Origin of the sequence: Sphaerochaeta sp., from assembly GCF_050256055.1 — a bacterium.
Taxonomy (GTDB): domain Bacteria; phylum Spirochaetota; class Spirochaetia; order Sphaerochaetales; family Sphaerochaetaceae; genus Sphaerochaeta.
Map to the genome: position 1 here is coordinate 17,350 of NZ_JBFWIJ010000028.1, position 26,732 is coordinate 44,081.

The 26,732-nt window shown below is 52.5% G+C and carries 24 protein-coding genes; 13 read left to right on the forward strand and 11 right to left on the reverse strand.

Going from position 1 to position 26,732, the window contains the following annotated elements; all coding sequences use genetic code 11:
- Nucleotides 1-55: 55 nt before the first annotated feature.
- Genes AB7C91_RS11005 through AB7C91_RS11025 form a run of 5 tightly spaced genes read left to right on the forward strand, consistent with a single transcriptional unit; the run spans nt 56 to nt 4,178 of the window.
- Entirely contained in the window at nt 56-1,330 is a 1,275-nt protein-coding gene (locus AB7C91_RS11005) for a KamA family radical SAM protein (protein WP_428591397.1), read from the forward strand.
- The gene (locus AB7C91_RS11010) at nt 1,315-2,301 is read left to right on the forward strand and encodes a D-alanine--D-alanine ligase (RefSeq protein ID WP_332447801.1); all 987 of its coding nucleotides are present in this window, start codon (nt 1,315-1,317) and stop codon (nt 2,299-2,301) included. Before AB7C91_RS11005 ends, AB7C91_RS11010 begins: the two co-directional genes overlap by 16 nt.
- Nucleotides 2,289-3,233: a hypothetical protein gene (locus tag AB7C91_RS11015; protein ID WP_332447802.1), complete on the forward strand. Its 945-nt coding sequence runs from the start codon at nt 2,289-2,291 to the stop codon at nt 3,231-3,233. Before AB7C91_RS11010 ends, AB7C91_RS11015 begins: the two co-directional genes overlap by 13 nt.
- Before the next feature lies 1 nt (nt 3,234).
- Complete coding sequence (locus AB7C91_RS11020; protein WP_428591402.1) at nt 3,235-3,717, forward strand: GNAT family N-acetyltransferase; 483 nt, start codon at nt 3,235-3,237, stop codon at nt 3,715-3,717.
- A 2-nt stretch (nt 3,718-3,719) separates the two neighbouring features.
- Complete coding sequence (locus AB7C91_RS11025) at nt 3,720-4,178, forward strand: GNAT family N-acetyltransferase (RefSeq protein ID WP_332447804.1); 459 nt, start codon at nt 3,720-3,722, stop codon at nt 4,176-4,178.
- Here the strand turns inward: AB7C91_RS11025 and AB7C91_RS11030 are convergent.
- Both AB7C91_RS11030 and gtfA read right to left on the reverse strand, forming a co-directional pair.
- On the reverse strand, nt 4,173-5,105 hold the full coding sequence (locus AB7C91_RS11030; protein ID WP_332447805.1) for a D-alanine--D-alanine ligase: 933 nt from the start codon (nt 5,103-5,105) through the stop codon (nt 4,173-4,175). The two genes, AB7C91_RS11025 and AB7C91_RS11030, sit on opposite strands and share 6 nt — an antisense overlap.
- A gap of 46 nt (nt 5,106-5,151) precedes the next feature.
- Nucleotides 5,152-6,579 carry a sucrose phosphorylase gene (gene gtfA / locus AB7C91_RS11035; RefSeq protein ID WP_428591406.1) on the reverse strand — a complete coding sequence of 476 codons (1,428 nt, stop codon included), beginning with the start codon at nt 6,577-6,579 and terminating at the stop codon, nt 5,152-5,154.
- Nucleotides 6,580-6,783: 204 nt separating this feature from the next.
- Here gtfA and AB7C91_RS11040 point away from each other — a divergent pair, with 204 nt between their 5' ends.
- From AB7C91_RS11040 to AB7C91_RS11065, 6 genes are all read left to right on the forward strand, one after another.
- Nucleotides 6,784-7,761: a tripartite tricarboxylate transporter substrate binding protein gene (locus AB7C91_RS11040; protein WP_332447807.1), complete on the forward strand. Its 978-nt coding sequence runs from the start codon at nt 6,784-6,786 to the stop codon at nt 7,759-7,761.
- A gap of 95 nt (nt 7,762-7,856) precedes the next feature.
- A complete protein-coding gene (locus tag AB7C91_RS11045; protein WP_428591409.1) occupies nt 7,857-8,336 on the forward strand; it encodes a tripartite tricarboxylate transporter TctB family protein in 480 nt (159 codons plus the stop codon).
- A gap of 18 nt (nt 8,337-8,354) precedes the next feature.
- On the forward strand, nt 8,355-9,857 hold the full coding sequence (locus AB7C91_RS11050; RefSeq protein WP_332447809.1) for a tripartite tricarboxylate transporter permease: 1,503 nt from the start codon (nt 8,355-8,357) through the stop codon (nt 9,855-9,857).
- Between the two features lie 2 nt (nt 9,858-9,859).
- On the forward strand, nt 9,860-10,993 hold the full coding sequence (locus AB7C91_RS11055) for a hypothetical protein (protein ID WP_332447810.1): 1,134 nt from the start codon (nt 9,860-9,862) through the stop codon (nt 10,991-10,993).
- A 16-nt stretch (nt 10,994-11,009) separates the two neighbouring features.
- Nucleotides 11,010-12,008 carry a LacI family DNA-binding transcriptional regulator gene (locus AB7C91_RS11060; RefSeq protein ID WP_332447811.1) on the forward strand — a complete coding sequence of 333 codons (999 nt, stop codon included), beginning with the start codon at nt 11,010-11,012 and terminating at the stop codon, nt 12,006-12,008.
- On the forward strand, nt 12,009-14,018 hold the full coding sequence (locus AB7C91_RS11065; protein WP_332447812.1) for an FAD-binding protein: 2,010 nt from the start codon (nt 12,009-12,011) through the stop codon (nt 14,016-14,018).
- A 15-nt stretch (nt 14,019-14,033) separates the two neighbouring features.
- Here the strand turns inward: AB7C91_RS11065 and AB7C91_RS11070 are convergent, their stop codons facing one another.
- From AB7C91_RS11070 to arsB, 7 genes are all read right to left on the reverse strand, one after another.
- Nucleotides 14,034-14,807 carry a 3-ketoacyl-ACP reductase gene (locus tag AB7C91_RS11070; RefSeq protein WP_332447813.1) on the reverse strand — a complete coding sequence of 258 codons (774 nt, stop codon included), beginning with the start codon at nt 14,805-14,807 and terminating at the stop codon, nt 14,034-14,036.
- Between the two features lie 150 nt (nt 14,808-14,957).
- Nucleotides 14,958-15,239: an RNA-binding protein gene (locus AB7C91_RS11075; protein ID WP_332447814.1), complete on the reverse strand. Its 282-nt coding sequence runs from the start codon at nt 15,237-15,239 to the stop codon at nt 14,958-14,960.
- A gap of 226 nt (nt 15,240-15,465) precedes the next feature.
- Nucleotides 15,466-16,470, reverse strand: coding sequence for a 2-dehydropantoate 2-reductase (locus AB7C91_RS11080; RefSeq protein WP_332447815.1), 1,005 nt, complete (start codon nt 16,468-16,470; stop codon nt 15,466-15,468).
- A gap of 67 nt (nt 16,471-16,537) precedes the next feature.
- Entirely contained in the window at nt 16,538-17,026 is a 489-nt protein-coding gene (xdhC, locus tag AB7C91_RS11085) for a xanthine dehydrogenase subunit XdhC (RefSeq protein WP_332447816.1), read from the reverse strand.
- On the reverse strand, nt 17,019-17,906 hold the full coding sequence (gene xdhB, locus AB7C91_RS11090; RefSeq protein WP_332447817.1) for a xanthine dehydrogenase subunit XdhB: 888 nt from the start codon (nt 17,904-17,906) through the stop codon (nt 17,019-17,021). The genes xdhC and xdhB overlap by 8 nt, the downstream gene beginning before the upstream one ends.
- Before the next feature lie 12 nt (nt 17,907-17,918).
- The gene (xdhA, locus tag AB7C91_RS11095; protein WP_428591416.1) at nt 17,919-20,207 is read right to left on the reverse strand and encodes a xanthine dehydrogenase subunit XdhA; all 2,289 of its coding nucleotides are present in this window, start codon (nt 20,205-20,207) and stop codon (nt 17,919-17,921) included.
- A 255-nt stretch (nt 20,208-20,462) separates the two neighbouring features.
- Nucleotides 20,463-21,500, reverse strand: coding sequence for an ACR3 family arsenite efflux transporter (gene arsB, locus AB7C91_RS11100; RefSeq protein ID WP_332447819.1), 1,038 nt, complete (start codon nt 21,498-21,500; stop codon nt 20,463-20,465).
- Nucleotides 21,501-21,795: 295 nt separating this feature from the next.
- Between arsB and AB7C91_RS11105 the strand changes: the two genes are divergently transcribed.
- Nucleotides 21,796-22,572, forward strand: coding sequence for a DUF4037 domain-containing protein (locus AB7C91_RS11105; protein WP_428591420.1), 777 nt, complete (start codon nt 21,796-21,798; stop codon nt 22,570-22,572).
- A 4-nt stretch (nt 22,573-22,576) separates the two neighbouring features.
- Here the strand turns inward: AB7C91_RS11105 and AB7C91_RS11110 are convergent, their stop codons facing one another.
- A complete protein-coding gene (locus tag AB7C91_RS11110) occupies nt 22,577-23,629 on the reverse strand; it encodes an LCCL domain-containing protein (RefSeq protein WP_428591423.1) in 1,053 nt (350 codons plus the stop codon).
- A 165-nt stretch (nt 23,630-23,794) separates the two neighbouring features.
- Here AB7C91_RS11110 and AB7C91_RS11115 point away from each other — a divergent pair, with 165 nt between their 5' ends.
- Nucleotides 23,795-24,784 (forward strand): alpha/beta fold hydrolase, encoded by a 990-nt coding sequence (locus AB7C91_RS11115; RefSeq protein ID WP_428591426.1) that lies wholly within the window; start codon nt 23,795-23,797, stop codon nt 24,782-24,784.
- On the opposite strand, the gene AB7C91_RS11120 is transcribed toward AB7C91_RS11115, so the two are convergent.
- A partial coding sequence (locus AB7C91_RS11120; protein WP_428591429.1) for an ATP-binding protein occupies nt 24,777-26,732 on the reverse strand: 1,956 nt, incomplete at its 5' end. The two genes, AB7C91_RS11115 and AB7C91_RS11120, sit on opposite strands and share 8 nt — an antisense overlap.

Below are 26,732 nucleotides of genomic sequence, written 5' to 3' on the forward strand. Positions count from 1 at the left end.
GATGGCCTAGTAGAGTAGAAAAGACCGGTGGTTAGGCCTTCAAGGACGATTTTTTATGGGACAGTTCAATACTAACGATCGTGTTATTATTGATGATGTCGAGCCTCCGCTTATACGGAGCGGCGCACCGGAAGGTACGCCGAAACCCCATCACCAGAACAGTGGCCTTTCAAACTCCAGATACCCTTTGGAAGGCAGAATCGAACAGTTCAGGAAGACCTATTTCCCGGACGCGACCGATGCGATGTGGAATGACTGGCATTGGCAGCTTTTCCATCGGATCACCACCTATCAGGATCTTTGTCGGTTTCTTACTCCCACCAGCAGCGAAGCAGAAGCCCTTCTGCATGCCGACACGCTGTTTCCCTTCTCCGTTACCCCGTATTATTTGAGTTTGATCGATCCTTTGGACAGCAATAGCGCCCTCAGAAAGACTGTCATCCCTTCCATAGAGGAATCGTATGTACAGCAAGGCGAAAGTCAGGACCCTCTTTCTGAAGAGCATACTACTGCGGTAAAAGGGGTGGTGCATCGGTATCCCGATCGGGTCCTGTTCCTTACCACAAGTTTCTGTTCAACCTATTGCCGGTACTGCACCCGTTCGCGTATGGTCGGCGGGCATACCGAACCCCTGCAGAAATACTGGGAGGGTGCGTTGGACTATATTCGTGAGCACAAGGAAATCAGGGATGTAATCGTCAGCGGAGGGGATCCGCTCACCCTCAGTGACGAAAATATTGACTACCTGCTCTCCCAACTCTCCAGCATTGAGCATGTTGAAATGATCCGTCTCGGCACCAAGGTCCCCATGGTCCTTCCCCAACGGATCAACGACAGCTTGCTTTCCGTCCTTCGCAGGTACAAACCCCTGTATCTCAGCATTCATGCCACTCATCCGGATGAATTGACCAGGGAAACCGACCGTGCCCTCAATGCACTTGCCGATTGCGGTATAGTCATGGGAAGCCAGACGGTTCTGCTCAAGGATGTCAACGATTCGGTTGCCACATTGACCGAGCTGTTCCATAAGCTGCTCCGTTCCCGGGTCAAGCCGTATTACCTCTATCAGTGCGACCCCATCCTTGGTTCCGGGCATTTCCGAACAACCGTGGACAAAGGCAAGGAATTGATGCAAGGCATCCGAGGGTTTACCAGCGGCTATGCCGTTCCCCAGTATGTCATCGACACCCCGGGAGGAGGGGGCAAGGTGCCCATTCTACCTCAGTATGAAGTTGGCCAGGATGACCGATACCTGTATCTGCGCAATTACGAAGGGAAGATTTTTACCTATCCCACAACCAGGGAGTGTGCATCGTGCTCGTCGGATTGACGTATGATTTGAAGGATGAGTACCTTGCCCAAGGCTTTGATGCGGAATTGGTAAGCGAATGCGACAGCCCGGTTACGATCAACGCCCTGGAGAAGACCCTCCGTGATCTGGGGTATGAAACCGAGCGGGTCGGGAATCTCCAATCCTTGGTGCAGGCACTCGCCCAAGGAAAACGATGGGACGTGGTGTTCAATATCGCCGAAGGCTTGTTCGGCTTGCTTCGTGAATCCCAGATTCCCGCCTTGCTTGATGGGTATCGGATCCCCTATGTTTTTTCCGACTCCTTCGTCCTCGCCGTCTGCCTGCACAAGGGAATGGCGAAGGACGTGGTCGCCAAGGCAGGGGTTCCCACCGCTCCCTGGCAGGTGGTCTCCCAATGGGAACAAACCCGTTCCCTTGGTCTTGGGTTTCCGTTGTTCCTCAAGCCGGTGGCAGGAGGAACGGGTATCGGCATCAGCAAGAACAGCAAGGTATCCAACCAAACGGAACTGGAGACGACTTGCCGACGCCTGCTTGCCCAATACGGTCAACCGGTGTTGGTCGAGCCATTCCTCAGCGGGAGGGAGTTCACCGTAGGCATCGTCGGAACCGGTGATGCTGCACAAAGCGTCGGTGTCATGGAGATTGTGGTCGACCATGCACGTGACGGCGGCATCTATTCCTATGCGTCGAAACAGGAGTATGAAACGTGCACCCGTTACGAGAAGCCTTCAGTTGAAGTGGCCGGGCAATGCGAACGGGTCGCCCTCGGAGCCTGGAACGCCCTTGGTTGCCGTGACGGTGGCCGGGTCGACCTGAAAATGGACGGGAACGGGCAGGTCCAGTTCCTGGAAGTCAATCCGTTGGCCGGGTTGCATCCGATTGATTCAGACCTTCCCATCCTGTGCAGGATGCACGGCCTTGATTACACAGGGTTGCTCTCCCGTATCATGGAATCGGCAACCAAACGGTTGGGCCTATGCATGTCCTGATCCTCACCGACCGATTGGGGCCGGAGCAAACCAAGGATGCACTCGATACCAAAGCCCAGGTCAAGGCGGTCCGTGAGGCCCTCAAGTCCTTGGGGCATACGGTGGAGGTGGCGTTCTTTTCCATGAATCTTGCGCTCACCGGTCGGAGGATTGAACGTTCAGGCTGTGATGTGGTTTTCAATCTGGTGGAAAACTTGGCTTCAAGCAAGCTGCTGCATCTGCCGGCCTTGGTATGCGAGTCATTGGGTGTTCGATGCACGGGAGGAAGCGCCCATACACTCTGGGTGACCGGAGACAAGCTGGTGGCGAAGCACCTGCTGTCCAGTGCAGGTCTTCCCACCCCGCGATGGGTCACCCGACGCACTGTGGCGGATGCCTGGTACCTCCATACCCCCTTGATTCTCAAACCGATCGCCCAGGAAGCTTCCGTCGGGATCACCGAGGCATCGGTGAAGACCTTCAGCACCACCGAACAGCTTGGTTCGGCTTTGGACGTGGAAGATCTCTTTGGGGAAGCGTACATTGAAGGACGTGAGTTCAACCTTTCCATCCTCCCCGGAGGGAAGGTTCTTGCACCTGCGCAGATGCTCTTTGTCGAATACCCGGAAGGAAAGGCGAAAGTAGTGGGATATGAGGCGAAATGGGAGGAGGACAGCTTTGCCTACCAGCATACCCGGCGTACCTTCACCTTGGGTGAGGAAGACCGTGATCTGGGACGTGAACTGCAACATCTGGCCCTGGAAACCTACACCCTGTTCGGTGGTACCGGTTATGCCCGGGTGGATTTCAGGGTGGACGCCCAAGGCTGTCCCTATATTCTGGAAATGAACAGCAATCCATGCATAGCCGGGGACAGCGGTTTCATCGCTGCAGCCATGCATGAAGGACTTTCCTACAAGCAAGTCATCGATCTGTTGGTGCAGGGAGTGTGAGATGGAAACCATCACCATACGAGAAATGCCGAAGGCCTGTGATCTGGATTCGGTAGCCTATATACTCAAGGCGTCAGGGTTCTTCAACGAGGCTGAACAGGAAGTCGGGGTCTCTTTGGTTCGGGAGCGGCTGGAGGTGGGAGAGTCGTGTGAGTATTTCTTCCAATTTGCCGAGCGTGAAGACGTATTGCTCGGGTACACCTGTTTCGGTCCCATCCCCGGAACCCAAGCCAGCTATGACCTGTATTGGATTGCGGTCGATCCGGTTTACCAACGGATGGGGCTGGGAGGCATGCTTTTGGAGGGTACCGAGGCAGTGATACGCAAACGAGGAGGAAGGCGGGTGTACATTGAGACATCCTCTTCCGACTTGTATGTACCCACCCGCTCCTTCTATACCCACCATGCGTATATCATGGAAGCCCGCCTCAAGGATTACTATGCACCCTCGGACGACAAGTTGATCTATGTGAAGGGATGGTGACCATGGAATTGGAATGCACATGTTACCGACACACCTTGGACATCCTCGATCATGAACGGGTTGTGGAGCTCATCGGTGAACAGATGGTTTTCATCGGATACGAATATGACCACAAGCAGGTACACTATGTTTTGGAAAACGCCATGAAGGCGGAAAGCCGTTCGGCTCTCTGGGTGGCGTACGAAGGGGATAGTGCAGTTGGTTTTGCCTTCGGCAATGTCTGTTGCGGACTGGAAAGCGGTGGCGACTACCTGTGGCTCAATGAATTGTATGTCGGGCAGCGATACCGGAAGCAGGGTGTTGGATCGTTTTTGCTGGAAACCGCCCAGAAATGGGCGAAAAAAGCAGGCTGCACCTACTTTGCCTTGGTGACCCATCCCCGCAACGAACGGGCGCAGAAGTTGTACGAGGATGAAGGTTTTGAATTGGAAGGCTTGGTCTGGGTGGACAAGTACCTATAAGCGATGGGCATGCTCGACGAGGAATACGATGATATCCTCGAATGAGAAGTTCCATTCCTTGGCCAGATGGTAGAAGCCATAGAAACTTGGATTTGCATTGAGCTCGAGGATGTACGGCCGATTCTGGGCATCGACGCGGTAATCGACGCGGGCATACCCGCTGAGGCCGAACACATCCCAGCATGACTGTGCCAGTCTTTTCAATTCCTGCAACAACGCACCATCCGGCCCGTCATGGGTGTATTTTGGCTCGATATGCGTATAGCCGAAGGTATCTTCCGTCCATTTGGCGTCATAGGTGATGATCTTCGCCCTTGTTTCATAGTCCTTGAACACCCATTCGTAGGGGGGAAGGACGACAGCATTGCCTTCGGTACCGTACATGCAGACGGTAAACTCCCTCCCGTCGACATACTGTTCAGCAAAACATGGGCAGCCGAGCAGGGCTTGTTTCGCTTCCAAAGTGGGCATGACCAAGGAAGCAGGTACAAGACAGGTTTCGTCCAGTCCGACCGATGCATCCTGGTTGGTGGGTTTGATCAGAAAAGTCCCCTCCTGCATGCCCTCTTCGTAGCGCAGGGGGGTGGGCAGCCCATGGTTTTTGAGCAATAACTTTGAAAGCACCTTGTCGGTGCTCAGATACAGAGAAGCCAGCGAGCAACCGGTATAGGGAAGCGCCAGATGCTGGAGAATCCCTGCAGCCAAATAGGAAAGCTGTTCCTCTCCCGGTGCGGAATCGACCAGATTGAAGATGACAACGTCCTTTGGAAGACGTTCCAAAGCAGCCAAGGAAAAGGGTAGTGTTTGTACCTGATATCCCCGTTCTGTAAGGATCTCTTCGATCCATTGGGCTTGTCTCAGAATATCCAGAACATCTTCAGGAGCGTCTTGGGGAATCTGATTGTGGAGGATGATGACCTGTTGCATGATGCTCTCCCATCATTCTCCTCTCCAAAGACTTTGTCAAGCAAGGCTACAGCCTCATCAGGACTTTTTCTCCTTCCTTGATGGTGAACGTGCTGCTCTGGAAGTCCGCATGCAGAAACAGCTTTCCTGTTTCATATTCCCAACTGATCGTCAGCAGATGGTCGTCTTCTTCCTGCTCCAACACAAAGGTCCCGTCGAAAGCGGGATGCGTGGAACGCAGTTCCATCAAATGACGCAAGGCTTGGACGACCGGGCGGGCAAGTTCTTCCTCGATTTCTCCAACGCTGTAGGAATGCCGGTTGATGTTTCTGCCTTCCTTGGTCTCCTCGAGTAGTTTCAGGTCATTCATGCCGGCCAGCATACCGACATAGTAGACCTGTGGAATACCCGGGCAGAAGAATTGTACGGCACGAGCCAACAGATAGCTGCGGTCATTGTTTCCCAGGGCTGAATAATAGGTGCAATTGATCTGGTAGATGTCAAGGTTGTTGTACTTTTCCGTATTGTAGATGCGCTTGACGTTCGCCCCATAGGCATAGAGGTGTTCCTTCGTTTTTTCAATCTCTTCAGGCGGCAAGAGGCCGAACACATCCACCACCCCGATGCCGTCATGGGTATCCAACGTGGTGAACTGATTGCGTGGACAGATTTCCAGCCATCCCTTCAGATAGGTGGTTTGTTGGAAATACAGTGCATTGAGCATCAAAAAGGGAAGGGCGAAATCATAGACCGGGTATCCATTTCGGGCCAACTTGAGTTGCAGTGAATAGTGTTCATGGATTTCCGGCAGTACATCCGCCCCATACGGTTCCACAAGAGCACGGCAATGTCCCAGCAATTCCCAGATTTCCGGTTCGACGAAGAAACAGTCGGTATCGATACGCTTGGTTGCATAGGCAAAGGCGTCGAGGCGGATCAGTTTTGCTCCGTTTCTGACCAAGGATTGCAGATTCTGCTCCAGAAATTCCAATCCCCGCCGGCTTCGGGTATCCAGATCGATCTGTTGCTCCCCGAAGGTGCACCAAAGCTTTCGGACCTGTCCATCGGCGAATCGTATTTCCTCATATGGTGCTTTGTCCTTGCGTTTGTAGATTCTGTCCAGCTGTTCTTCGGTGATCGATCCTCCCCAGAACGCATCGAAGTCGAGGAAGAGTGACTGCAACGGGGAATCGGGGCCTTCCTGCAGATAGGTCTGGAAGATTTCACTTTCCCGGGAGATGTGGTTGATCATGTAGTCGAAGACCAGATCATAGTGCTTACCCAGTTTCTGCAGGTCTTCCCAGTTGCCGAAAACTGGATCCACCATCTCATAGGTTTTTGGCGCAAATCCCCTGTCAGCAGAGGATGGGTAGAAGGGAAGTACATGAACAGCGGTGATGGCCTTTGGAAAATGCTTGGAAAGCACCTTCTCCAGACTGGAGAGGTCGGATCCGAGGCTGTCTGGATAGGTGATGAGCAGAACTCCATTTCTCATATGCGATTAGCCTATGATAAAGCAAGAGAAATAGCAACCATGGGGGCAGGGATGTGTCGGCAGAATTCTACCGATTCGAAAGTTGAAAGTTTCCCTTGACAGGACGAAGGAATGAGGTATGATTGTTGCATGCAATAATTAAAAGTTGCATGCAACAATTCTGTATGTGTCACCTGCTCGTGACACGCTCCTAAGGAGGAGACCATGAAAAAACTTTCGGTTTTGGCGCTCATTCTTGTACTTGCGTTGCCCATGTTTGCAAACGGCACCCAAGAACAAGAAGCCAAAGCCTACCCGTCAAGGAACGTCCGTGTGATCATTCCTTGGTCGGTAGGTGGTATGACTGACGTTCTGACCAGGCCCATCGCCAGCTATCTGGAGAAGGAATTCGGTGTTCCGTTCGTAGTTGAGAACAAACCCGGGGGGGGTGGCGTCGTCGGTTCCTTGGAAATCGAGAAGGCTGCAAATGACGGGTACGTCATTGGAACCACTTCCATGTCTACCGTTTCCGCAAAATACGTATCTCCCATCTATCCGGATATCCATAATGTTGATTTGATCAGTCAGGTCATCACCATTCCTGCGACCGTGACCGTCAATGCAGACAGCCCCTTCAAGACGCTGCAGGATTTGGTTGACTATGCAAAGGCTCACCCCGGTGAACTGAAGAATTCCAATTCCGGTACCGGTGCAAGCGCCCATATCTACGCCGCATATTTCGAGGCAATGGCAGGCATCAAAGTGAACCATATTCCGTACCCTGCCTATGCAGAGGCGGTAACCGCACTGCTTGGCGGTCACGTGGATATGACCAATATCCCGCTTCCCGATGTCGCCGCCCACGTTGATAGTGGCGATCTCAGGCTTCTGGCGATTGCTTCAGCGGAACGCCACCCGTCCTATCCTGATGTACCAACCCTCAAGGAATTGGGCATTGATGCCGTGATGGGCAACTACAGTGGTTTCGTTGCACCGAAGGGAACCGATCCTGAGAAGATCCGCGTCCTTGATGAAGCCATCGGAAGGGCGATGCAGGATGAAAAGATCCGCAAGTTCCTCATCGATGCCGGGTATCAGCCGCTGTATCTGGACCGCAACCAATTCGGAGCCGTGATTACGGATGCTGAGAAACAGCTTGACTTCCTGGTCAATGACCTTGGCATCGAATTCATCGATGACTGAGTCGGAAGACGATTGACTTGCCTATTCCATCGTCCCCGGGCAATCGCTTCGGGGACGATATTCACTGCCTCTCTCAGAATGATTTGGAGAATGAGATGACAAAAAGAAATGCCGATATCACTGCAGGAATAGCATTTTTTGCCTTTGCTGGCCTGCTTTTCATTGGATCCGGCTTCATGCCGACGAGAAATGGGGGAATCCCCGCCTTGAATACGGGATTCTATCCCCGGATCCTTGCCGTCCTGCTTGCAATCCTATCGGTCCTGATGGTGGTTGAGGCAATTCGGAAACAAAAGACCGAGGAGCAGGTGGAAACTTGGTGGAACACGAAGAGCGCTTTCTTCATGTTCTTCATCACGCTTTTGTTGTTGGTGTCTTATCCGCCTATCATGAAAACCTTTGGGTTTGCAACTGCCAGCTTCCTGTTCATCACCATCCTGACTTGGCTGCTTTCAGAAAAAGGCAATCGCAAGCCGGTATGGATCATTGGAATCTCGCTGGGTATCACCGCCATTGTGTACGTGATTTTCAAAATGATACTCGCCATTCCCTTTCCGCAGGGAATGTTGCTCTAAAGTACAGAGGAATACAACATGGAATTGTTTTCAATGGACCTATACCTAGCCGGACTGCAATACTTTGCGAATCCCGCCATGTTTCTTGCATCCATCATGGGAGTGCTGGTAGGCATCGTGTTCGGAGCACTGCCCGGCCTCACCTCAACGATGACCATTGCCGTTTTCATTCCTTTCACCTTCGGTTTGTCTCCGTTCATTTCGTTCGCTTTTCTGCTTGGATTATATTCAGGATCGGTGTACGGTGGTTCCATTTCGGCAATCCTCATCAATATACCGGGAACCCCTTCCGCCATTGCAACCAGCTTGGACGGTTACCCGATGAGTAGAATGGGAAAAGCCGGTGAAGCAATCGGCATCTCGACGATCAGCTCCACCATCGGAGGCCTGCTCAGTGTCGTGGTCCTCATGTTCGCTGCTCCTGCCATCGCCAGTGTCGCCCTGAAATTCAGCGCCGAGGAATATGTCGGCATCACCCTGATCGGCTTGAGCATCATCGCCATCATTTCCCCCGGTTCCACGGTTAAAGGCCTGATCAGTGGCGTCATCGGCCTGATCATCGGTATTGTGGGGCTTGATCCGATCACCGGATATCCACGGTTCATCATGGGACAGGCTGAACTTTTGGAAGGAATCGATTCGATTCCCGTGATGATCGGCATGTACGGGCTTTCGGAGATGTTGGTCCAGATCTCCAGTTCCGAATATAAGATTACCGTCAAACAGAAACTCACCAAATTGGTCCCCCCGATCAAGGACTTGAAACGAATCCTCGGGACGGTCATCCGCTCTTCCTTCATCGGCGTCCTGATCGGCGCCCTGCCTGCAGCCGGTGGTTCGATTGCCGCATTGGTGGCCTATGGGCAGGAAAAACGGCTTGGGAAACGGAAAGAATTGTTGGGAACGGGCATCATAGAAGGTATTGCAGCTCCTGAAGCCGCCAATAACGCCAGCACCGGAGGTGCGTTGATTCCCATGCTTACCCTAGGTATCCCCGGGGATGCCATGACAGCAGTTCTTATGGGTGGGTTGATCATCCAAGGGCTGAGACCCGGCCCGCTCTTGTTCCAGCAGCAGATGCCGTTCGTATCTTCCATCTTCATCAGCCTGCTGCTCTCGGTGGTGTTCATGTGCATCCTGGGTTTGCTGGGTGCTCCCGTGTTTGCCCGCTTGATCAGTTTCCCGAAGAAATACCTGATTCCTGCAATCCTGGTATTCGGGTTGGTCGGTTCTTACGCCATCAGCAACTCGATCTTTGACATCTGGGTATTGATCATCAGTGGAATCGTTGGATTTGTCCTGCGCAAGATCGGACTCCCCATTGCACCGATTATTCTGGGAATGATTCTCGGCCCGCTGTTTGAGAGCAATCTCCGTCGTGCCTTGTTGCTTTCCAAAGGAAACTGGGCTACCTTTGTCCAGCGTCCGATCAGCCTCGCCTTCCTCATTGTCGTAGTGTTGGTTCTGGCAGGCCCTGCAATCTTGAAGAAGTTCAACAAAACCATCATGAGGGGTAATTGACCATGCTTGATCCCAACAGCATTCTGCTGACTCCAAGGAACATCGGGAAGCGAATCGCCCAGAACCGATTCGTCGCACAGCCGATGGAGGGAAACGATGCTCTTGACCATGCGGTTTCCGAACGGGCGATCGCACGGTATGCCAAGCTTGCGCAAGGCAAGTGGGGGGTCATTGTCATCGAGGCGTTGGCTGTCCAGGATGACGCCTTGGCGCGAAAGAATCAGATGGTGATCAGTCGTGAGCATCTTTCTGGATTCAAAGCCTTGGTAGCTGCCATGAAGGAAGCGGATCCCAACGTTTTGGTGCTCTTTCAGATCACCCACTCAGGGAGAAAAAGCGGGAAGGATTTCTCCCGTCCAACCGCTTTGTATGCACCACAGGAGCATGAGCATTTTCTGGATACCGAGGAAATCGAGGAGATTCAGCGGTTGTTCATCGAAGCTGCGCTGATCAGTGAGGAAGCCGGAGCAGACGGAGTCGATTTCAAGCTTTGCCATGGATACTTCGGATGTGAAATGCTGAGGCCTGCAAACATTCGCAACGACAAATTCGGTGGTAGTTTCGAGAACCGGACCCGTTTCCTCGCCGAGTCGATTCCGGAGATACGCAGGCGTCTGGTCAACAAGAACTTCATCCTGGGAAGTCGTATTTCCTATTGGGAAGGCATCAAGGGTGGTTGCGGAACAGCTGGCGTGCATGAAGCAATTGAACATCTGGATGAAATGGATGAGCTCCTTCGGCTGATGGTCCGTCTTGGGTTGGACTATGTGAATGTCTCGGCAGGCATTCCGGGTACCACCAGCGAGATTACCCGACCAACCGCCACTTCGAAATGGTTTTACCTGCATCAGTTTCGCTATGCAGAGCGGGCGAAGTCGATTGTGGGGGATGCCATGCAGGTATTCGGTTCAGCCTATTCGGTGCTTCAGGAAGCTGCAATCGGTGAGGCTGAGTACAATCTACAGGAAGGCCGCACTGATTTCATCGGGTGGGGACGGCAGACCCTCGCCGATCCTCTGTTCCCTACTCGTCTGATGCAGGGGGAGGCGGTCGATTATTGCAAACTCTGCTCAGGTTGTTCAAAACTCATGGTGAAACAAGAAAGAGTGGGTTGTATACTATATCCTGCAAAGTAAGGGGATGGTAGCACACATGGCAAAAAAAGTTACGGTCTACGACATTTCCAAGGAACTGGGGATTTCCCCCAGTACGGTCTCCAGAGTTCTGAACAATTCCTCACTCATCAGTGAGGAGAAACGGGAACTCATTCTTCGTACGGCCGAGCAGATGGGATATACCAAACGTTTGATCAAGAAACAGAAAGGCCGTGCAATCATTACGGTCCGTCTGTTCCTTCCCCAGGCGAAATACAGCTATATTCACTTGTTTTACGACATCGCTGAGCTTCTGGAAGGCATCCAACAGGGGTTTGGGGAAAATCGCGTCAATATCATAACCAGCGTCAACGACGGTGATGTCTCCTTGTTTGATTCCAAGAAGCTCGGTGACATCGATGGTTGTGTGTTTGCCTTCACCCAACCATCCGATGCCATGGAAGAGCGATTGGAAGAACGTGGCGTTCCGTTTCTGACCCTCAACCGTTCGAATCCGGAACACAACTACGTCCTGGTCGACAACAAGCTGGGGATGGATACCTTGGTCGGAGCGATGCATGCAAAACGCGGGTCTTCGCTTCGTCCGTGTTTCATTGGATTCTCCCAACTGCCTTCGGTCAGTGAACAGCGGGAGTCGGCTGTTGCTGAGGCGTGTCGTTCACGCGGCATCGTCTTTGACCGCTCCCGGGATGTCCTGTTGGTCGACTCCATCACGCAAATTCGGGAATCCGTGCTTCCTGCGATCGAGACACGAGGGTACAACGGGGTGTTGTGTTTCAATGACTTGATGGCGGTTTCCCTGTACCAAGCGGTACTCCATAAGCGATGGCGCATACCGGAACAATTCTCGCTTTCCGGATTCGACAATTCTCCCATGCTCCAATTGATGGACCAGCGTATCGATACGATTGAGTTTTCCTTGTGGAATCTGGGCACTGAGGCGGGTCTTTGGTTGCGTTCTCGCATTCTTGACCGTTCCGACCTCGTCATCCAGAAAGCTTTGCAGGGAAACTATGTCGTAGGAGACACGATTTGAATGAATGAACCAAATGAATATGTGGTAATAGAAGGGGTGAAGGTGCCACTCAGGCGTACCGGAGCTTTGGTGATTGGAACCGGCTCCGCCTCCCTTTCCTGCGCCGTCCAGCTCAAGCGCTTGGGTTTTGAGGATCTTTTGATCGTAACCGACAACCGGAAGGGCGGCACGAGCAGGAATACCGGCAGCGATAAACAGACCTACTACCGCCTCAGTGATGCCAGCCCGATTCCCGACTCACCGTACGCCATGGTTGAATCCTATACCAGAGGAGGAGCGGTGCATGGGGATGTCGCATTCATCGAAGCGCAGAATTCACTGCGTGCTTTCTACAATCTGGTGTCTCTCGGGGTAGGATTCCCCACCAATCGATATGGTGGGTATACCGGATACAAGACCGATCATGACCCCAGCAATCGTGGGACCAGTTTGGGGCCGTATACTTCCCGGGAAATGGTACGCAAGTTGAACGAGGAAGTGGATCGGCTCCAGATTCCCGTTCTGGACCGCTGTGATGTGGTGCGTCTGCTCGTTGATGACCAGAAGGCCATGGCAGGGGCATTGGTATTGGACAAGGATCGGATGACTGATGATTCGTTCGGCCTGCTGGTCATTCTTGCTCCCCACGTGGTTTTGGGAACAGGTGGTCCTGCAGGTTTCTACGCCGCTTCCGTGTATCCAAAGGTCCATACCGGCAGTATCGGTCTTGCCATGGAAATCGGTGCTGAAGCTGCGAATCTTACAGAATCGCAATTCGGCATCGGCAGCATCTCCTTCCGGTGGAATCTGTCGGGCAGCTACCAACAAGTACTTCCCCGCTATGTTTCCACCGACCAAAACGGCAATGATCCGCGCGATTTCCTGGTTCCTTATTTCTCGAATTGGGACGCCCTGACCCATGCGGTCTTCCTCAAGGGGTATCAATGGCCGTTCGATGCATCCAAGATTCCTGATGAAGGATCCTCATTGATAGACTTGCTGGTGTATCAGGAGACGCAAGTAAACAAACGACGTGTATTCCTGGATTTCCGTACCAATCCGACAGGAAACCATGCATGGTCCTCCTTTTCCCGACAATGTGTGCACCCTGCCGCATTGGGGTATCTCGATGCTTCGAAGGCATGGGCATCCACTCCGATCGAGCGTCTGAAGCTGCTCAATCCGACTGCGATCGAATTGTACGCTCATCATGGGATCGACCTATCCAAGGAGATGTTGGAGATCGATGTCTGTGCCCAGCATAACAATGGGGGGCTGTATGGTGACATCTGGTGGGAATCGACGAATATTACCCATCTCTATCCCATCGGGGAGGTGAACGGAAGCCATGGGGTGGCCAGACCGGGAGGCAGTGCCCTGAATGCCGGGCAGGTCGGTGCGTTGCGTGCCGCCCAGCGTATCGTCGGCTACGGAGTGCTTGGCTCTCCAAATGTCCTTCCCAGCCTGAAATCCCAATTGGCTCAGATGGTCAGACTCATCAAGATGTGGGTTGATGACACCGCTCCGCTTTCTCCGGCAAAACAGGTTCTGGATGCACAGCGCCAGCAACTGCAACACAGGATGAGCGAAGCGGCGGGTCCCCTCCGTCATCAACAGCAACTGGAGCAGGCCCTGTCGGAGGCGGCTGAGCAGCAACGGACCGGTCTTTCGGGAATAGCCGTACCTCGGGTCCTGTTGCCCCAGATTCTGCGCCTCAGGCATATGCTCATCGCCCAACAGTGGTATCTGTATGCAATCGCCCAGTATTTGAAGCGGGGAGGGGGAAGCAGGGGTTCCTATCTGGTTCTTGACCATGAGGGTAGGCCTTCCCATCCGTTGCTGCCTGACTATCGAATGAAGGCGGAAAACCTGAGCCTTCGGTCGGTCGTGCAAGTCATCTCGTTCGACGATTCCCAACACCTTGTGGATCGTTTTGATCCTTGCAGACCGGTCCCTACCGAATCCTTTTGGTTTGAACGGGTATGGAAGGAGTATCGGGAGCAGACCTATCTCAATGCATCCAGGCATTGAGATAGGAACCGTTTACTAAAGCCGGGGAACGGCCAATCCTCCATCAACGGTAATGACCGCTCCACTGGAGAAGGGAAGCGCGCCCTGGAACAGGGAGCTGACGGTTTTGCCGATATCCTGGGGTGTTCCCCATCGCATCTGTGGTACCAATCCGTCCTGCAGCAGTTGCGTGTATTTTTCTTCGACCGCACTGGTCATATCTGTCTTGATGATACCCGGCCTGATCTCATACACCAACGTTCCCTCAGCGGAAAGCCGGGATGCAAAAAGAGATGCAGCCATGGACAATCCTGCCTTGCTGATGCAATATTCCCCCCGATTGACGGAAACCATCGTCGCAGAGACAGAGGTGATGAATATAATCTTCTTGTCCTTCAATTGAGAAGTCAGTTGCCATTGTTTGGCGATTTGTTGGGTCAAGAGGACGGGCCCCCGGACATTGATATGCATCAACCGATCGTACGATTGCGGTGCCATATCCAGCAGGTCTGCACGCTGGGCAGGTGCAACACCTGCATTGTTGACCAGGCCATCGAGGGAACCTGTGGCTGTAAAGGCCTGCTCCACCAATTTGGCACGTTGCTTGTCATCGGAAATGTCTGCTTGGAGCACAATGAATTGCTGGGATGCATCAGGTGCAACCGCCCTGCACTGGGCTTGCGTAGTCCGTGCAGCATCCTCGTTCCCCGCATAGTTGATGAGTACTGAATATCCATGCTCCGCCAAGCTCAGGCAGATGCCTCTGCCGATGCCCCTGCTACCGCCGGTAACGAGAATTGTCTGTGCCATACCATTCCTCCATATTGTTGCATGCAACAATATGGATTGTGGATTGTTTTCGTTCTGCTGTCAAGTCGGAATTGAAATCACAATCGCAGAGATGGGGTGACTATAGAAAAAGGAGCCCTTTCAGGCTCCTTATGCTGCTTGTGGTAGTGATTAATACCGGTAAGAAGGTCTGCGCTCAGTGCGCTCTTTTGCGATGGCTTCGTTGACCTTGAGGTTTCTTCCCTCAAACTCGCTTCCATCAAGCTGGCTGATGGCAGCAACCGCTGCGTCGTCCTGATCCATTTCCACGAAACCGAACCCCTTGGGGCGGTTGGTGTCGCGGTCCATGATGATGCGGGCACTAAGTACTTCACCGTACTGTGCGAAAAGGGAGTACAAAGACTCCTCAGTGGTCTGATAGCTCATGTTTCCTACATAGATTTTTTTTGCCATGTTGATTTCCTTGTGCAGGCTTTGCCTGCTTTCTTTGGGTGTCTTAGGAGTTTGGTGCAGTTTTCGGTCGATTACCCGTCAGAAGTGCAGAAAATGCAAGCAGCATGGCTACAAAGATAGGATCGGGAACAAAAAGGAACACAAAGTCGTAAGCACCTATAGGCTATGTGGTATTGGAAATAATGTCAACGCGTTTAGGAAAAGTATTTTTATATTTTTTCAAGAGTTATGAAAAAGCATCCAGATTCTGCCAACCGACCGATTTCTGTTTTTGCTCAATTGCATGGATCAACGACACCACTTGGTCGTTGACCGGAGTAGGTACTCCGACCTTCCGTGCCTGGGAGGAAAGGACGCCATTGATGGCATCCACTTCGCATGGTTTTCCTTTCTCCAAATCCTGCAGCATGCTCGGTTTGAGTGCACGGTGCTTCTTCATGGCGAGGGGGATGAGCGAGAAACTGATCAAGCGTTTGACCGGACCGTGGAAATCGAACAACCTTGCGATGTCCTTGCCTTGTACCGGCTGGAGCACTACACCGCCGGTCTTTGCCGTATCGAGGCACTCCTTCATAATCTGCTGGGCCAAGCGCCGTGCCTGTCGGTTGTCCACCACCTCCCCAAAGGTACAGCCCAATACGGTGGCAATGCCACTGAATGAAGCATTGATCAGAAGCTTCGACCAGCGTGCTCCCAAAAAGTTTTCTTCAATCGTCACCGGTCCCATGATGGAAAGCAGATCAGAGAGTTTGGTGAGCATCGCGTGATTCACCGGAGGGAGCATCCCCAGATTGAAGGAGAGAGCATCGGTTTCGCTCGTAAGTTCCACCATGCCTGGTTCCAACAGGGTCGCTCCCCAACCGATGGTACACCCGCATACACGGCCCGGTCCCAGCTTCTCCATCAAGGCGGGTTCGGGAAGGCCATTCTGGAGGGTGCACAACACGCCGGTTTCTCCCAAGAACGGGGCAAGGAAGGAGGATACCTTGTCGTTCTCCAACTGTTTGGTCAAAAGCAGGATATAATCGTAGGTTCCTTCCATGTTTTCGTAGTGCAACGCATTCACCGGCACGGTGAGTTCCTGCTTGCCTACGATTCTGGCCCCGTGTTTCCTGAGAGCCTCGATATGGGCACGATTACGGCTGATCAAATCAACCTGCATTCCCGCCTTCGTCAGGTAGGCTCCCAATACAGTCCCTAATGATCCGGCCCCATAAATTGCTGTACGCATACCCTCTCCTTGCTTTCCCTACAAGAAGGGATCCTCCGAAGAAGATCCCGTATCTGGTTGCTTGTATCTATTTCTGGTTTTCTGCGATTCGCTTTTTCTGGGTTTTCTCGATTGCATTGACAATATGTTCATAGCCGGTACATCGGCAAAGGTTGCCGGAAATCTGCTTGCGGATTTCCTCTCGGCTTGCCGGAGTTCCCGCGGTGATGATGGGAACCGAAGCCATGATGAATCCCGGGGTGCAGAATCCGCATTGCACAGCGCCTTCGTCGATGAAAGCCTGTTGGATGTCGCTGATCGATCCCTTCTGGTCGCTCAAGCCTTCAAGGGTCAGGATGGTCTTCCCTTCCGCCCAGACAGCAAGATAGATGCAGGAATTGAACGGTTTCCCGTCGACCAGAACGGTACATGCACCACATTCCCCTACATCACAGCCATGCTTGATGCTGTCCAAACCGGCATTGCCGCGCAGCATATCCGACAAGGATGAACGGACATCCACCGAATAGATTCGCTTCTTTCCGTTGACGATACAGGTAATATCTTTGTTAGCCATTGATTGTTCCTCCTGCTCGCTCGATTGCCGTCTTGGTGGCACGTCGGGCAAGTTCCTTGACCAGTTGCATCCTGAATTCCTTGGAAGCACGCCAGCTGGTTCTGGGGTTCACATCGGAGCTGGCCGCTTGCGCAACCAGTTCCAGCAGCGCTTCATCAAGTGGATGTCCCGTTGCCTGGGTTTCAGCAGTCGTTGCACGAATCGGGGTGGGGGCCGCGACACCGAAGGCTATACGCAGTCGTTCGATCTTCTGCTTATCTTGGGTCAATCGTACATTGACTGAACAGCCGAGGGTTGCAATGTCCATCGCCCGGCGCATCGCATACTTGATGTATTCACCGAATGTTCGGTCATAACTGTCCTTGGGAATACGGATTCCGGTGAGCAACTCTCCCGCTTTGAGATCGACTTTCCCCGGGCCAAGGTTGAATTGTGCATAGGGAAGGATGCGCGTTCCCTCGAGACTGCTGAGCTCCAGCACGGCATCATATGCCTTAAGTGTGGAAGCGGAATCTGCACTGGTGACCCCGTTGCAGATATTGCCGCCGATGGTCCCGATATTCCTGATCTGCGGTCCGCCGACCTGATCGACCGCATCTCCGAGGACCGGCAGATGCGCCTTGATGATCGGATGCATCGTAACATCGGTGAAACTGGTCAGCGGGCGGATGAGGATGGTTCCGTCCTCCTCAAGGCAGATGCCCCTCAGTGCATCGAGGTTGTAGATGTTGATCAAATCACAGCCGGCAAGCTTGCCTTCCCGGATCTTGATCAAAATATCGCTGCCTCCGGCAAGAAAGAGGGCCTGAGGATGTTCTTTCTTCAGGCGCAAGGCATCTTCAACGGAGGTTGGTTCGTATAGGTTCTTGAAATTATACATACGTTGCTTCCTTTATTTGATGAGTCGTGCGTCAGTGAAAGCGTAAAAAAGCTTTTCCGGATTGAGCGGGATCGAGTTGACGGCGACACCGGTTGCATTGAGCACAGCGTTGCGGATGGCAGGGGCTACCGGGATTACCGGGGGTTCCCCCAACGATTTGTTGCCGTACGGGCCGGTCGGGTCGTTGGTTTCCACGAACTGGGCATGCAGTTCCGGGGTGTCCATAGCCGTCATCAACTTGTAGTCCAAGAGATTGTCATTGAGCATCTGTCCGGTTTTCGGGTCGAACTTCAGATGTTCATACAGCCCGTATCCAAGACCCATGCTCATCCCGCCATGCACCTGTCCACGGGCCGTCTGCTGGTTGAGGATGGTACCCGAATCGTGGACATTGATGATGTCCAACACCCTGATCTGACACATCGGAATGTCAACCTCCACCTCGGCAAAGCATACGCCGAAGGAATAGGTGTTGTCCGAGCAGTGGTGCGATTCCTCTGCACTGATATGCGTTGAATTGGTGAGGCTGTAACAGGATTCAATGGCAACCTCGGCAACGGAAAGCAGATGCTCATCCTTGTTTGCATGTACGATGAAGTTGTCCTTGATATCCAGATCCCAGGGGTCTTTCTTGAGCATGAAACCTGCATACTCCAGCAATTTTTTCCTAAAGCTTTCCGCGGTCTTTTTCACCGCCATACCGGAAACATACGACTGACGGGATGCATAGGCGCCGGTGTCGTATGGAGTGACATCGGTATCCTGCTTGCTCACCACATGGATCTTGTCCACAGTCAGCCCGATGGTCTGGGCCGCCATCATGGCAAAGACGGTGTCCGCTCCCTGCCCGATCTCGGTAGCTCCCAGCTGCATCTGCAGCGAGCCATCCTGATTGAGCACCATGCGGCAGGCGGAAGTTTCCAAACTGATCGGGTAGACGCCGGTCTTGTAGCAGAAGATGGCCATGCCGACCCCTTTTCTGATCGGACCGGTCTGGTTGGCATATTCCTTGCGTTTCTTCGAATAGGAGAGATACTGTTCTCCTTGTTCGATGCATTCCTCCAATCCGGTGGAATGGCAGGTGATGGTGGTCATGGGATCGACATAGCCGAGCTTCATCATATTTTTCTTGCGAAGCTCGATGGGGTCGAATCCGGTCTTCGCGACGATGTCATCGATATGGGCTTCCAAGGCGAATCCGATCTGGGGAATTCCGTAGGCTCGCATGGCTCCGGCGGTTGGCAGGTTCGTATAGACCGTGTAGGCTTCCCCCTTGATGGCCCCGACTGGATACATCATACGAAATCCGTTGACCGCATTGGCGACCAAGGCATGTGCATGGGATGCATAGGCACCTTGGTTGGAATAGGCAAGGATTTTCCGGGCGGCAAAGGTTCCGTCCTTTCTGATGTAACTCTCAAGATGGAATTTCATCGCATGCCGGGTTCTGGTACAGGCGAAGGTTTCCTCTCGGGTATAGGCAAGCCGTACCGGCCTGCCTCCGACACGGGTAGTGAGGAATGCATTCAAAGGTTCGGTCAAGGCATCCTGCTTGTTGCCGAAGCCGCCGCCGATATACGGCTTGATGATCCGAATATCCCCGAATCCCACTCCGAGAGCTTGGGAGCATACCCGTCTGACGATGTGGGGGATCTGGGTGGAACTGACGACTACAATTTTGCCGCTTTCCATATAGGCGAATGAGTTGGCACTTTCAATATGGCAATGGCTGACGATCGGGGTATCATAGTCACCCTCGACCTTGATCAAACCTTCTTCCTTGCTTGCTTCTTCGAAGGAACCAACTTCATATGCCGATTTCACTACTACGTTGTTCGGTTTCTCCTCGTGGATGGCTATCGCCCCTTCCTTCATTGCATCTTCGATGGTGAGGATGGGTTGATACTCCTCATAGGTCACCTTGATGCACCGGATGGCTTCTTCGGCAGCAATTTCGTTTTCCGCAATGACTGCGGCGATATCATCGGAATAACACCGTACCCGAGTATTGAGCAGCTTCCGGTCGGCGATGTCCTGATGCTTGGGTTCGGTCGACCATGGGTGGCCGGCGGTGGGGAATTGGATGGACGGTACATCAAAACAGGTGACGATCTCCACGACACCTTCCACCTTCCAAGCTTCTGAGAGGTCGAATTCCTTGACCCAACCGTTGGCGATGGTGCTGTGCAGCACCTTTGCAACCAAGGTGTGGGGAGGTACGAGATCCGGGGTGTATTTTGCTTTTCCTGTCACTTTGTCGAAGGCATCGACTCGGTTCAGGGAAGATCCAATTATGTTCATGGGGCCCTCCTACCGTAAACATGGCGATCTGTTGGCGTTTCCAAGGTTGCGGTATCTATCCTGATTCAGGGTAATGAGGAGGAGAGGCATGCAAACCTGGAAAGGCAAACCTTTCTTCTTGCATTCCTATAATACAACAGATTGCAACAAATTCAAGGAGAATACGATGAATTTTCATGGAGAATACAAAACAAACCCGGCTCGTGGAAAGGATATAGGATGGTTTGTAAGTATATGTACACAAGTGTTTTTAATTCAACGCGCTTGTGATTTATTCGCAATGGAGACCAAGATGAGCATCACCGGAACCTCCACCAGCACGCCGACGACTGTGGTCAGTGTTGCACCCGAATTGAGTCCGAAGAGCGAGATGGAGACGGCGACGGCAAGCTCGAAGAAATTGGAGGCTCCGATCAGGGCTGCCGGTGCTGCGATATCATGGGGTAATTTCCAAGCTTTCGCCCAACCGAATCCGACGAAGAAAATGAAAAACGTCTGGATGGTCAGCATGATGGCAAGCAACAGAATGTGCATCGGATTGGCGATGATGGTTTTTCCTTGGAATGAGAAGATGATGATCAGCGTCAGCAACAGCCCGATGATCGTCACCTGTTTGAAATACGGGATGTAAGTCTGCTCAAAATAGGCGAGTCCCCGGCGTTTGGTGATGAGAATGCGGGAAAACCAGCCCGCAGCCAATGGGATGACGACAAAAAGCAACACCGAAAGAAAGAGGGTGGTCCAAGGGATGCCGATCCCGCTGATACCCAGCAGCAATCCAACGATCGGGACAAAAGCAACCAGGATGATCAGGTCGTTGGTTGCCACCTGCACCAGGGTGTAGGCGGGATTGCCTTTGGTAAGATGACTCCAGACGAACACCATGGCGGTGCAGGGGGCTGCTCCCAGTAATACGGCACCACTGAGGTATTCCCTCGCCAAGGCAGCGGGAAGCAGGGGCCGGTAGACGACAAACAGAAAGAACGAGGCGATGGCGTACATGGTGAATGGTTTGATCAACCAGTTGGTTACCCAGGTCACCACCAAGCCTTTCGGGTTTCTGCCGACATATTTGATGCTGTGAAAATCCACCTTGAGCATCATCGGATAAATCATCAACCAAATAAGGAAGGCAACCGGCAATGACACATGTGCATATTCAAAGGTGGCGAGCAGACGCGGAACCTGGGGAAGATAGATTCCGATCAACAACCCGATTCCCATGCAGAGCAATACCCACAGGGAGAGATACCGTTCGAAAAACCCGATGCCGTCAGCAGTCTTTGTTTCCATTTGTACACATCCTCTTGGTGAAAAGTATACCTTATAATATTGATAGTTATCAATATGATGATTGGCATGGTTCGACCCTGGAATAAGTAATTATGGTTTCTTTCTTATTCCAAAGGTCACTTTTCTTGGTTTGTAATCCTCTGCCAAACATAGTGGATCAAAAGGAAGCGAATGAATCCAAACACATGAGGAGAAAGGAATGAAACGACCATTCCAGACGGCAAGTGTCGACCCTGCCTGCACGATACTGAATTCCGTACTTCCCATTTCTGTGTGATTGCAGCACAATACCACTATGATTGACACCTTATTTGAGGCACTAGCCGAACGTCCTGAAGTCGACGCCTTGGTTCTTGCCGGTTCCCGTACCGGATTTGGGAGTGACCAGCTTTCTGATTATGATGTATACGTCTACTCAAAGCAGAACCTGTCGCTTACGATTCGCAGGCGGCTTTTCGGCCAATTCGCATCGCAATCGGAGATCGGCAATGATTTTTTCGGGGAAGGGGATGAGATGATCCTGACCGACGGGACGGTGGTGGATGTAATGTACCGAAGTCTCAGTTGGGCATATGACGAGGTGGACCGTGTCTATCATCGTTTCCAAGCCAACGTAGGCTATTCCACCGCATTTCTGCATAATCTGAAAACCTCATCCATCCTCTCCGACCCCAGCGGGAGTTTCACACGGTTGCAACAGCAGTTGGAGAGCCCCTATCCAGAAGCATTGGTACAGAATATTCTTGCAAAGAACTATCCGCTGCTTCGGAACAAGCTCTGTGCATCCTACTATGAACAGATCGAACATGCAGCAGCACGACAGGATCTGGTCAGTCAGGCACATCGCACCACTGCGTTGCTGGCCAGCTACTTTGATATTCTGTTTGCCGTAAACAAGCAGTTCCATCCAGGGGAAAAGCGCCTGGTTGACTGGGTGAAGCGGACATGTCCACATATTCCCGTACAATTCGAGGAAGATCTGAATTCAGTCATCTCCGGCATCGGGAATTCCACCCTGTTGCCGGCTTTGGATGCCTTGCTTGATCATTTGGACCAGTTGTTGGAAAGGTAAGTAGTCACCACAGGTAATCATCCACCGTCAACTCCACCGTCCAACTGTCTTCGTGGGGATACCAAGACTTGACCAGCACGTAGTCATCTTCGTCGTAGGCAACGATCAAAAGGCCATCCTCGCTGAAGGTCGAGAGAAAGTCCTCCAGATACGGCCAACTTGCCAGGTCAATGTCGGTGTACATGCCGTCATCGAGAGACCAGACATCCAGAAGCTGGCGGCTGAAATCCAGATCCGCTTCCATCTGGGGAGTGAGCAGATACAGATCGAAGATTGCATACCCTGTGTTGTTCATGATCCTAAGATACGAGTCGGAGGATTCCAGACGGGCGATCCGATGTTCAGGTCCCAACACCAGGACCCGATCGGTCTGATCCGGCTCCCAGGTTCGATACAATTTGGTGCCGGTTGAGTCGATTGCCTGTACATGGAACATCTGTCCGTATCGGGACAGCATCGCTTCGGAGAGTTCAGGTTCATCGGAAAAGAAAATCGGCGTATTGGCTAGGTTCTCCAAAGGTTGCTTCAATAGATTATGGCCGACCTCATCGACGGCAAGCATGTCGTTGGTATAGATATCCAGGTAGGTCAATGACGTGCCGGTTTCATTGCGTACGGCAAAGGACAGGGGTTGGGCCTTCGGTTGCCAGGCCTGTTCATCGGTATCGATGGTCAATACCGGTGTGCTGTCGCCGAGTATAGGATGCAATTGATCATCAAGAAACACGAATACGGTATTCCATCCCTCATAGGAATCCGATATCTTGGTATAGTCTGGTCCTTCCTGGATTTCAATGGTCACCGTACCGCCCCGGGCGTAGGTAAGCAGGCCCATGTCCACAGCCGCGGACCCGATGCTTGAGTCCCAACTATAGGTGCCATGTCCATGGATGGGAAACGCATGGCCTTCTGGAGGCAAAGTTACCGTATAGCGTTGTCCATACAGGGTTTTGTACGGCTTTGCGGTATCCTCCCAGCCGATGCCCAGACCAGCATATAATGCATTGATGCCCAGCACCAACACAAGGAGAACGAGAAACGATGGATGTTTTCTCATTGCCTTGTCTCCTTTGCAAAAGTGTACCAGCTGATGCTGAAGAACGAAAGTAGGATACCGAATCAATTCTCTTTGTATCTCTTTTTCATCAAACGAGGATGCAACGCTTGCCGATTTCGGTCCGCTCTCATACAATCGAGCAAGAGAAGTCGGGGAGGTTGGACCATGGGTAAGAAAACCGGTCGCGTTCGTTTTGGAAGGATCAAGAAGGTACTGCTTTGGCTGCTTGCGATACTTGCGGTTGTGTTGTGTGTGACCACTTTGCTGCATGCAACCTATTTCAAAGCAAAACGGCAGGCCATCCAACCCTACGGCCAATTGGTACCCGTCTTTGACGGCATGATGCACGTCTACTCCCAGGGAACCGGAAAGGAAACGGTGGTGTTGCTCCCCGGCATGGGAGTGGCCCTTCCTTCTGCAGATTTCGGGCCGCTGGCACGCAGACTCAGCAAGGACTACACCGTGGTTGTCATTGAATACTTCGGGGTGGGGTTCAGCTCGACCAGCAAGCGGGAGCGAAATAGTGCCAACTATGGAGAGGAAATCCGGGCCGCCCTTGCCGAGGCCGGGTACAAACCTCCTTATATCCTGATGCCCCATTCCATTTCGAGCGTATACAGTGAGGATTATGCCCAGCGTTATCCCGAGGAAGTGAAGGCCATCATCTCCCTTGACGGGACCTCCACCGCATATTACGCGAAGACCCCTGCGATCGTGGGGGCTCTGTTACCGATTGCCAAGGTCCAGCAGGCCTTGGGGGTGACCGGATTGCTTGGACCGCTGGTAACCAACAAACCCCAAGCCCTTGGGCTGGGATACACAGAGAAGGAACTTGACGACATGCTGACGTTCTCCGGGTTTTCGCTCAATGACACGGTACTCAACCAGATCGCCCAGTCAGCCGAGTGTATCCATCAGACGATGCAAACACCCTATCCTCGAGAGGTCCCCTATTTCAAGATCATTGCAAGCAAAACCTATGAGACAGCCAACAAGCAATTGCCGTATTCCCCCCAGCAATACCAGGAGGAGCATCTCAAGCGCTTGGGGCCGCAGGCCCAATACACCATCTTGGAAGGCAGTCATTTCATCTACCAGACCAATGTGGAACGTATCGCGCAGATTACCAAGGATTTTCTTGCTTCGATCAAATAGGAGCATATGAGCGAGCTGCTGCCAGCACGTCCCGCAGTTCATTGATCAGATTTGTGGTGTATGCTTCCACTTCTTGGTAGGAATGCTGTTCCAGCAATCCTTGGATTTGGATGCACAGCTTTTGCGCCCGGAGAGCTCCGACACTGGCGCAACTGCCTTTGCAGCGGTGCACCAGCTCGAAGAGCTCGGTGTATTCGGTGGTGGGTTGTACCCGCTCCAGGTCGGTGATCAGTTGATCCAATTCGGCAATGAAGGATTGCAGGACCAATGCATAGATCTTTGGATCGGAACCGACCATCTTCAGTCCAAGGTTATAATCGATGCTTCTTTGGTTGCGATAGCTAGCAATAAGCGTTTTGATACGAACAAGCAACTCGTCTGGATCATAGGGTTTCCCGATCAGGTCGGTCACCCCGACTTCCCGACATTTTGTCCGTACACTGCCCATCAGGTCGGCCGACGTGACGAGAATCGGTAGGGAAGCATGCTTTTGTCGGATCAGGCGGGATGCCTCGTATCCATCCATCACTTCCATATGGAGATCCATCAGTACCAGATCAACCGAGTTTTGCATCTTGAGGAACAGTTCATAGCCTTGCTTTCCGTTGTTTGCCAGATGCACGGTATACCCAGCCTGTTCCAACAACTCCTTGGCGATGATTTGGTTGGTGACATTGTCTTCCACCACCAAGATGGTGTAAGCACCCATACTCCTTGTTTCCTTGCTTTCCTGTATAGTTTCCTGTGTTTGCTCTGCTCCTCTCCCCAGCAATTGGAGCAGCGCGTTGAGCAGCACAGAATTGACCAAGGGAAGGGGAAGCGTCAAGTCCGCGGTTTCCTCTGCAGAGGGTTGTCCTGTCCTGATCATTTCTTCCTGGACCAGCGCGAGCACCTTGGGGCTATGGGTTCCCAAACCAGAAAGCGTCTCCTTGAGGAGGGAACAGGAGGGATGGGATGCATTGCATTCCACGATCAACAGATCGAAGTGTTCGCCTCCTTGCAGTATCTGGGCCGCCAGTTTGGTGGAGGTCACTCCTTCGCTTTGCATCTGGTAATCCTCAAGAAGCGCTTGCACCCGTTCAGAAAGCAGCATGTCCTGCAGAACCAGTAATGCCTTGTGCGAAGAAAAATCGATGGCTTTCTTCCTTTGTTTTTCCTCTTCCAGTCCCTGCATGTCCAGCTCCAGCGGAAGCAGTACGGTAAAGGTGCTGCCAACCCCCGGTTCGCTTTCCACGGAAAGCGAACCACCCATTTTTTCCACCAGACCCTTCACGATGGAAAGGCCCAGTCCTGAGCCTCCGTATTTGCGGTTGATCGTCTCATTGGCTTGGACGAAGGGTTGGAATATATGAAAGAGTTGTTCCTTGTCCATGCCGATGCCGGTATCGCGGACGCTGAGATTGAGCGTACATTGATTCTGTGCCTGCTTGGTTGTTCCCACTGCGATGGTGATGCTCCCTTCCTCAGTGAACTTGATTGCATTGTTCAGCAGATTGATGATGACCTGGGTAAGCCGGGTGGGGTCGCCAAGGAAGTTCTGCTCGGCAAGCTTGGCTTGTTCCAGATGCAGAACAAGCCCTTTTTGGTGTATTTGGTACGTCTCAATCGAGATACATGCATGCAACACGTCGTCAAGGGTGAAGGGAACCTTTTCCAGAATGACCCGGTCCTCATCAAGACGCGAGTATTCCAGGATATCATTGATGATGGTTTGCATTGTCTGGGTTGCATGGGAAATGGTGGTTGTATAACGTCGTTGCTGGTCGTTGAGCTGGGTTTTCTCCAACAAATAGGTTGTTCCCCGGATACCATTGAGCGGAGTGCGTATTTCATGGGAAATCCGGGCGAGGAACCGGCTTTTCTCCTGGTCGGCTGTCTGGGCTTCCTTCTGAGCCAAATCCTTTTCCTTGACGGCCTTGCGAAGACGAAACGCCCAGAAGAGCGAGAC

Excerpts from the sequence above, each read along its gene's own strand:
- AB7C91_RS11005 (WP_428591397.1), top strand. The coding sequence starts at position 56 with ATGGGACAGTTCAATACTAACGATCGTGTTATTATTGATGATGTCGAG.
- AB7C91_RS11015 (WP_332447802.1), top strand. The coding sequence starts at position 2,289 with ATGCATGTCCTGATCCTCACCGACCGATTGGGGCCGGAGCAAACCAAG.
- AB7C91_RS11020 (WP_428591402.1), top strand. The coding sequence starts at position 3,235 with ATGGAAACCATCACCATACGAGAAATGCCGAAGGCCTGTGATCTGGAT.
- AB7C91_RS11025 (WP_332447804.1), top strand. The coding sequence starts at position 3,720 with ATGGAATTGGAATGCACATGTTACCGACACACCTTGGACATCCTCGAT.
- AB7C91_RS11030 (WP_332447805.1), bottom strand. The coding sequence starts at position 5,105 with ATGCAACAGGTCATCATCCTCCACAATCAGATTCCCCAAGACGCTCCT.
- gtfA (WP_428591406.1), bottom strand. The coding sequence starts at position 6,579 with ATGAGAAATGGAGTTCTGCTCATCACCTATCCAGACAGCCTCGGATCC.
- AB7C91_RS11040 (WP_332447807.1), top strand. The coding sequence starts at position 6,784 with ATGAAAAAACTTTCGGTTTTGGCGCTCATTCTTGTACTTGCGTTGCCC.
- AB7C91_RS11045 (WP_428591409.1), top strand. The coding sequence starts at position 7,857 with ATGACAAAAAGAAATGCCGATATCACTGCAGGAATAGCATTTTTTGCC.
- AB7C91_RS11050 (WP_332447809.1), top strand. The coding sequence starts at position 8,355 with ATGGAATTGTTTTCAATGGACCTATACCTAGCCGGACTGCAATACTTT.
- AB7C91_RS11055 (WP_332447810.1), top strand. The coding sequence starts at position 9,860 with ATGCTTGATCCCAACAGCATTCTGCTGACTCCAAGGAACATCGGGAAG.
- AB7C91_RS11060 (WP_332447811.1), top strand. The coding sequence starts at position 11,010 with ATGGCAAAAAAAGTTACGGTCTACGACATTTCCAAGGAACTGGGGATT.
- AB7C91_RS11065 (WP_332447812.1), top strand. The coding sequence starts at position 12,009 with ATGAATGAACCAAATGAATATGTGGTAATAGAAGGGGTGAAGGTGCCA.
- AB7C91_RS11070 (WP_332447813.1), bottom strand. The coding sequence starts at position 14,807 with ATGGCACAGACAATTCTCGTTACCGGCGGTAGCAGGGGCATCGGCAGA.
- AB7C91_RS11075 (WP_332447814.1), bottom strand. The coding sequence starts at position 15,239 with ATGGCAAAAAAAATCTATGTAGGAAACATGAGCTATCAGACCACTGAG.
- AB7C91_RS11080 (WP_332447815.1), bottom strand. The coding sequence starts at position 16,470 with ATGCGTACAGCAATTTATGGGGCCGGATCATTAGGGACTGTATTGGGA.
- xdhC (WP_332447816.1), bottom strand. The coding sequence starts at position 17,026 with ATGGCTAACAAAGATATTACCTGTATCGTCAACGGAAAGAAGCGAATC.
- xdhB (WP_332447817.1), bottom strand. The coding sequence starts at position 17,906 with ATGTATAATTTCAAGAACCTATACGAACCAACCTCCGTTGAAGATGCC.
- xdhA (WP_428591416.1), bottom strand. The coding sequence starts at position 20,207 with ATGAACATAATTGGATCTTCCCTGAACCGAGTCGATGCCTTCGACAAA.
- arsB (WP_332447819.1), bottom strand. The coding sequence starts at position 21,500 with ATGGAAACAAAGACTGCTGACGGCATCGGGTTTTTCGAACGGTATCTC.
- AB7C91_RS11105 (WP_428591420.1), top strand. The coding sequence starts at position 21,796 with ATGATTGACACCTTATTTGAGGCACTAGCCGAACGTCCTGAAGTCGAC.
- AB7C91_RS11110 (WP_428591423.1), bottom strand. The coding sequence starts at position 23,629 with ATGAGAAAACATCCATCGTTTCTCGTTCTCCTTGTGTTGGTGCTGGGC.
- AB7C91_RS11115 (WP_428591426.1), top strand. The coding sequence starts at position 23,795 with ATGGGTAAGAAAACCGGTCGCGTTCGTTTTGGAAGGATCAAGAAGGTA.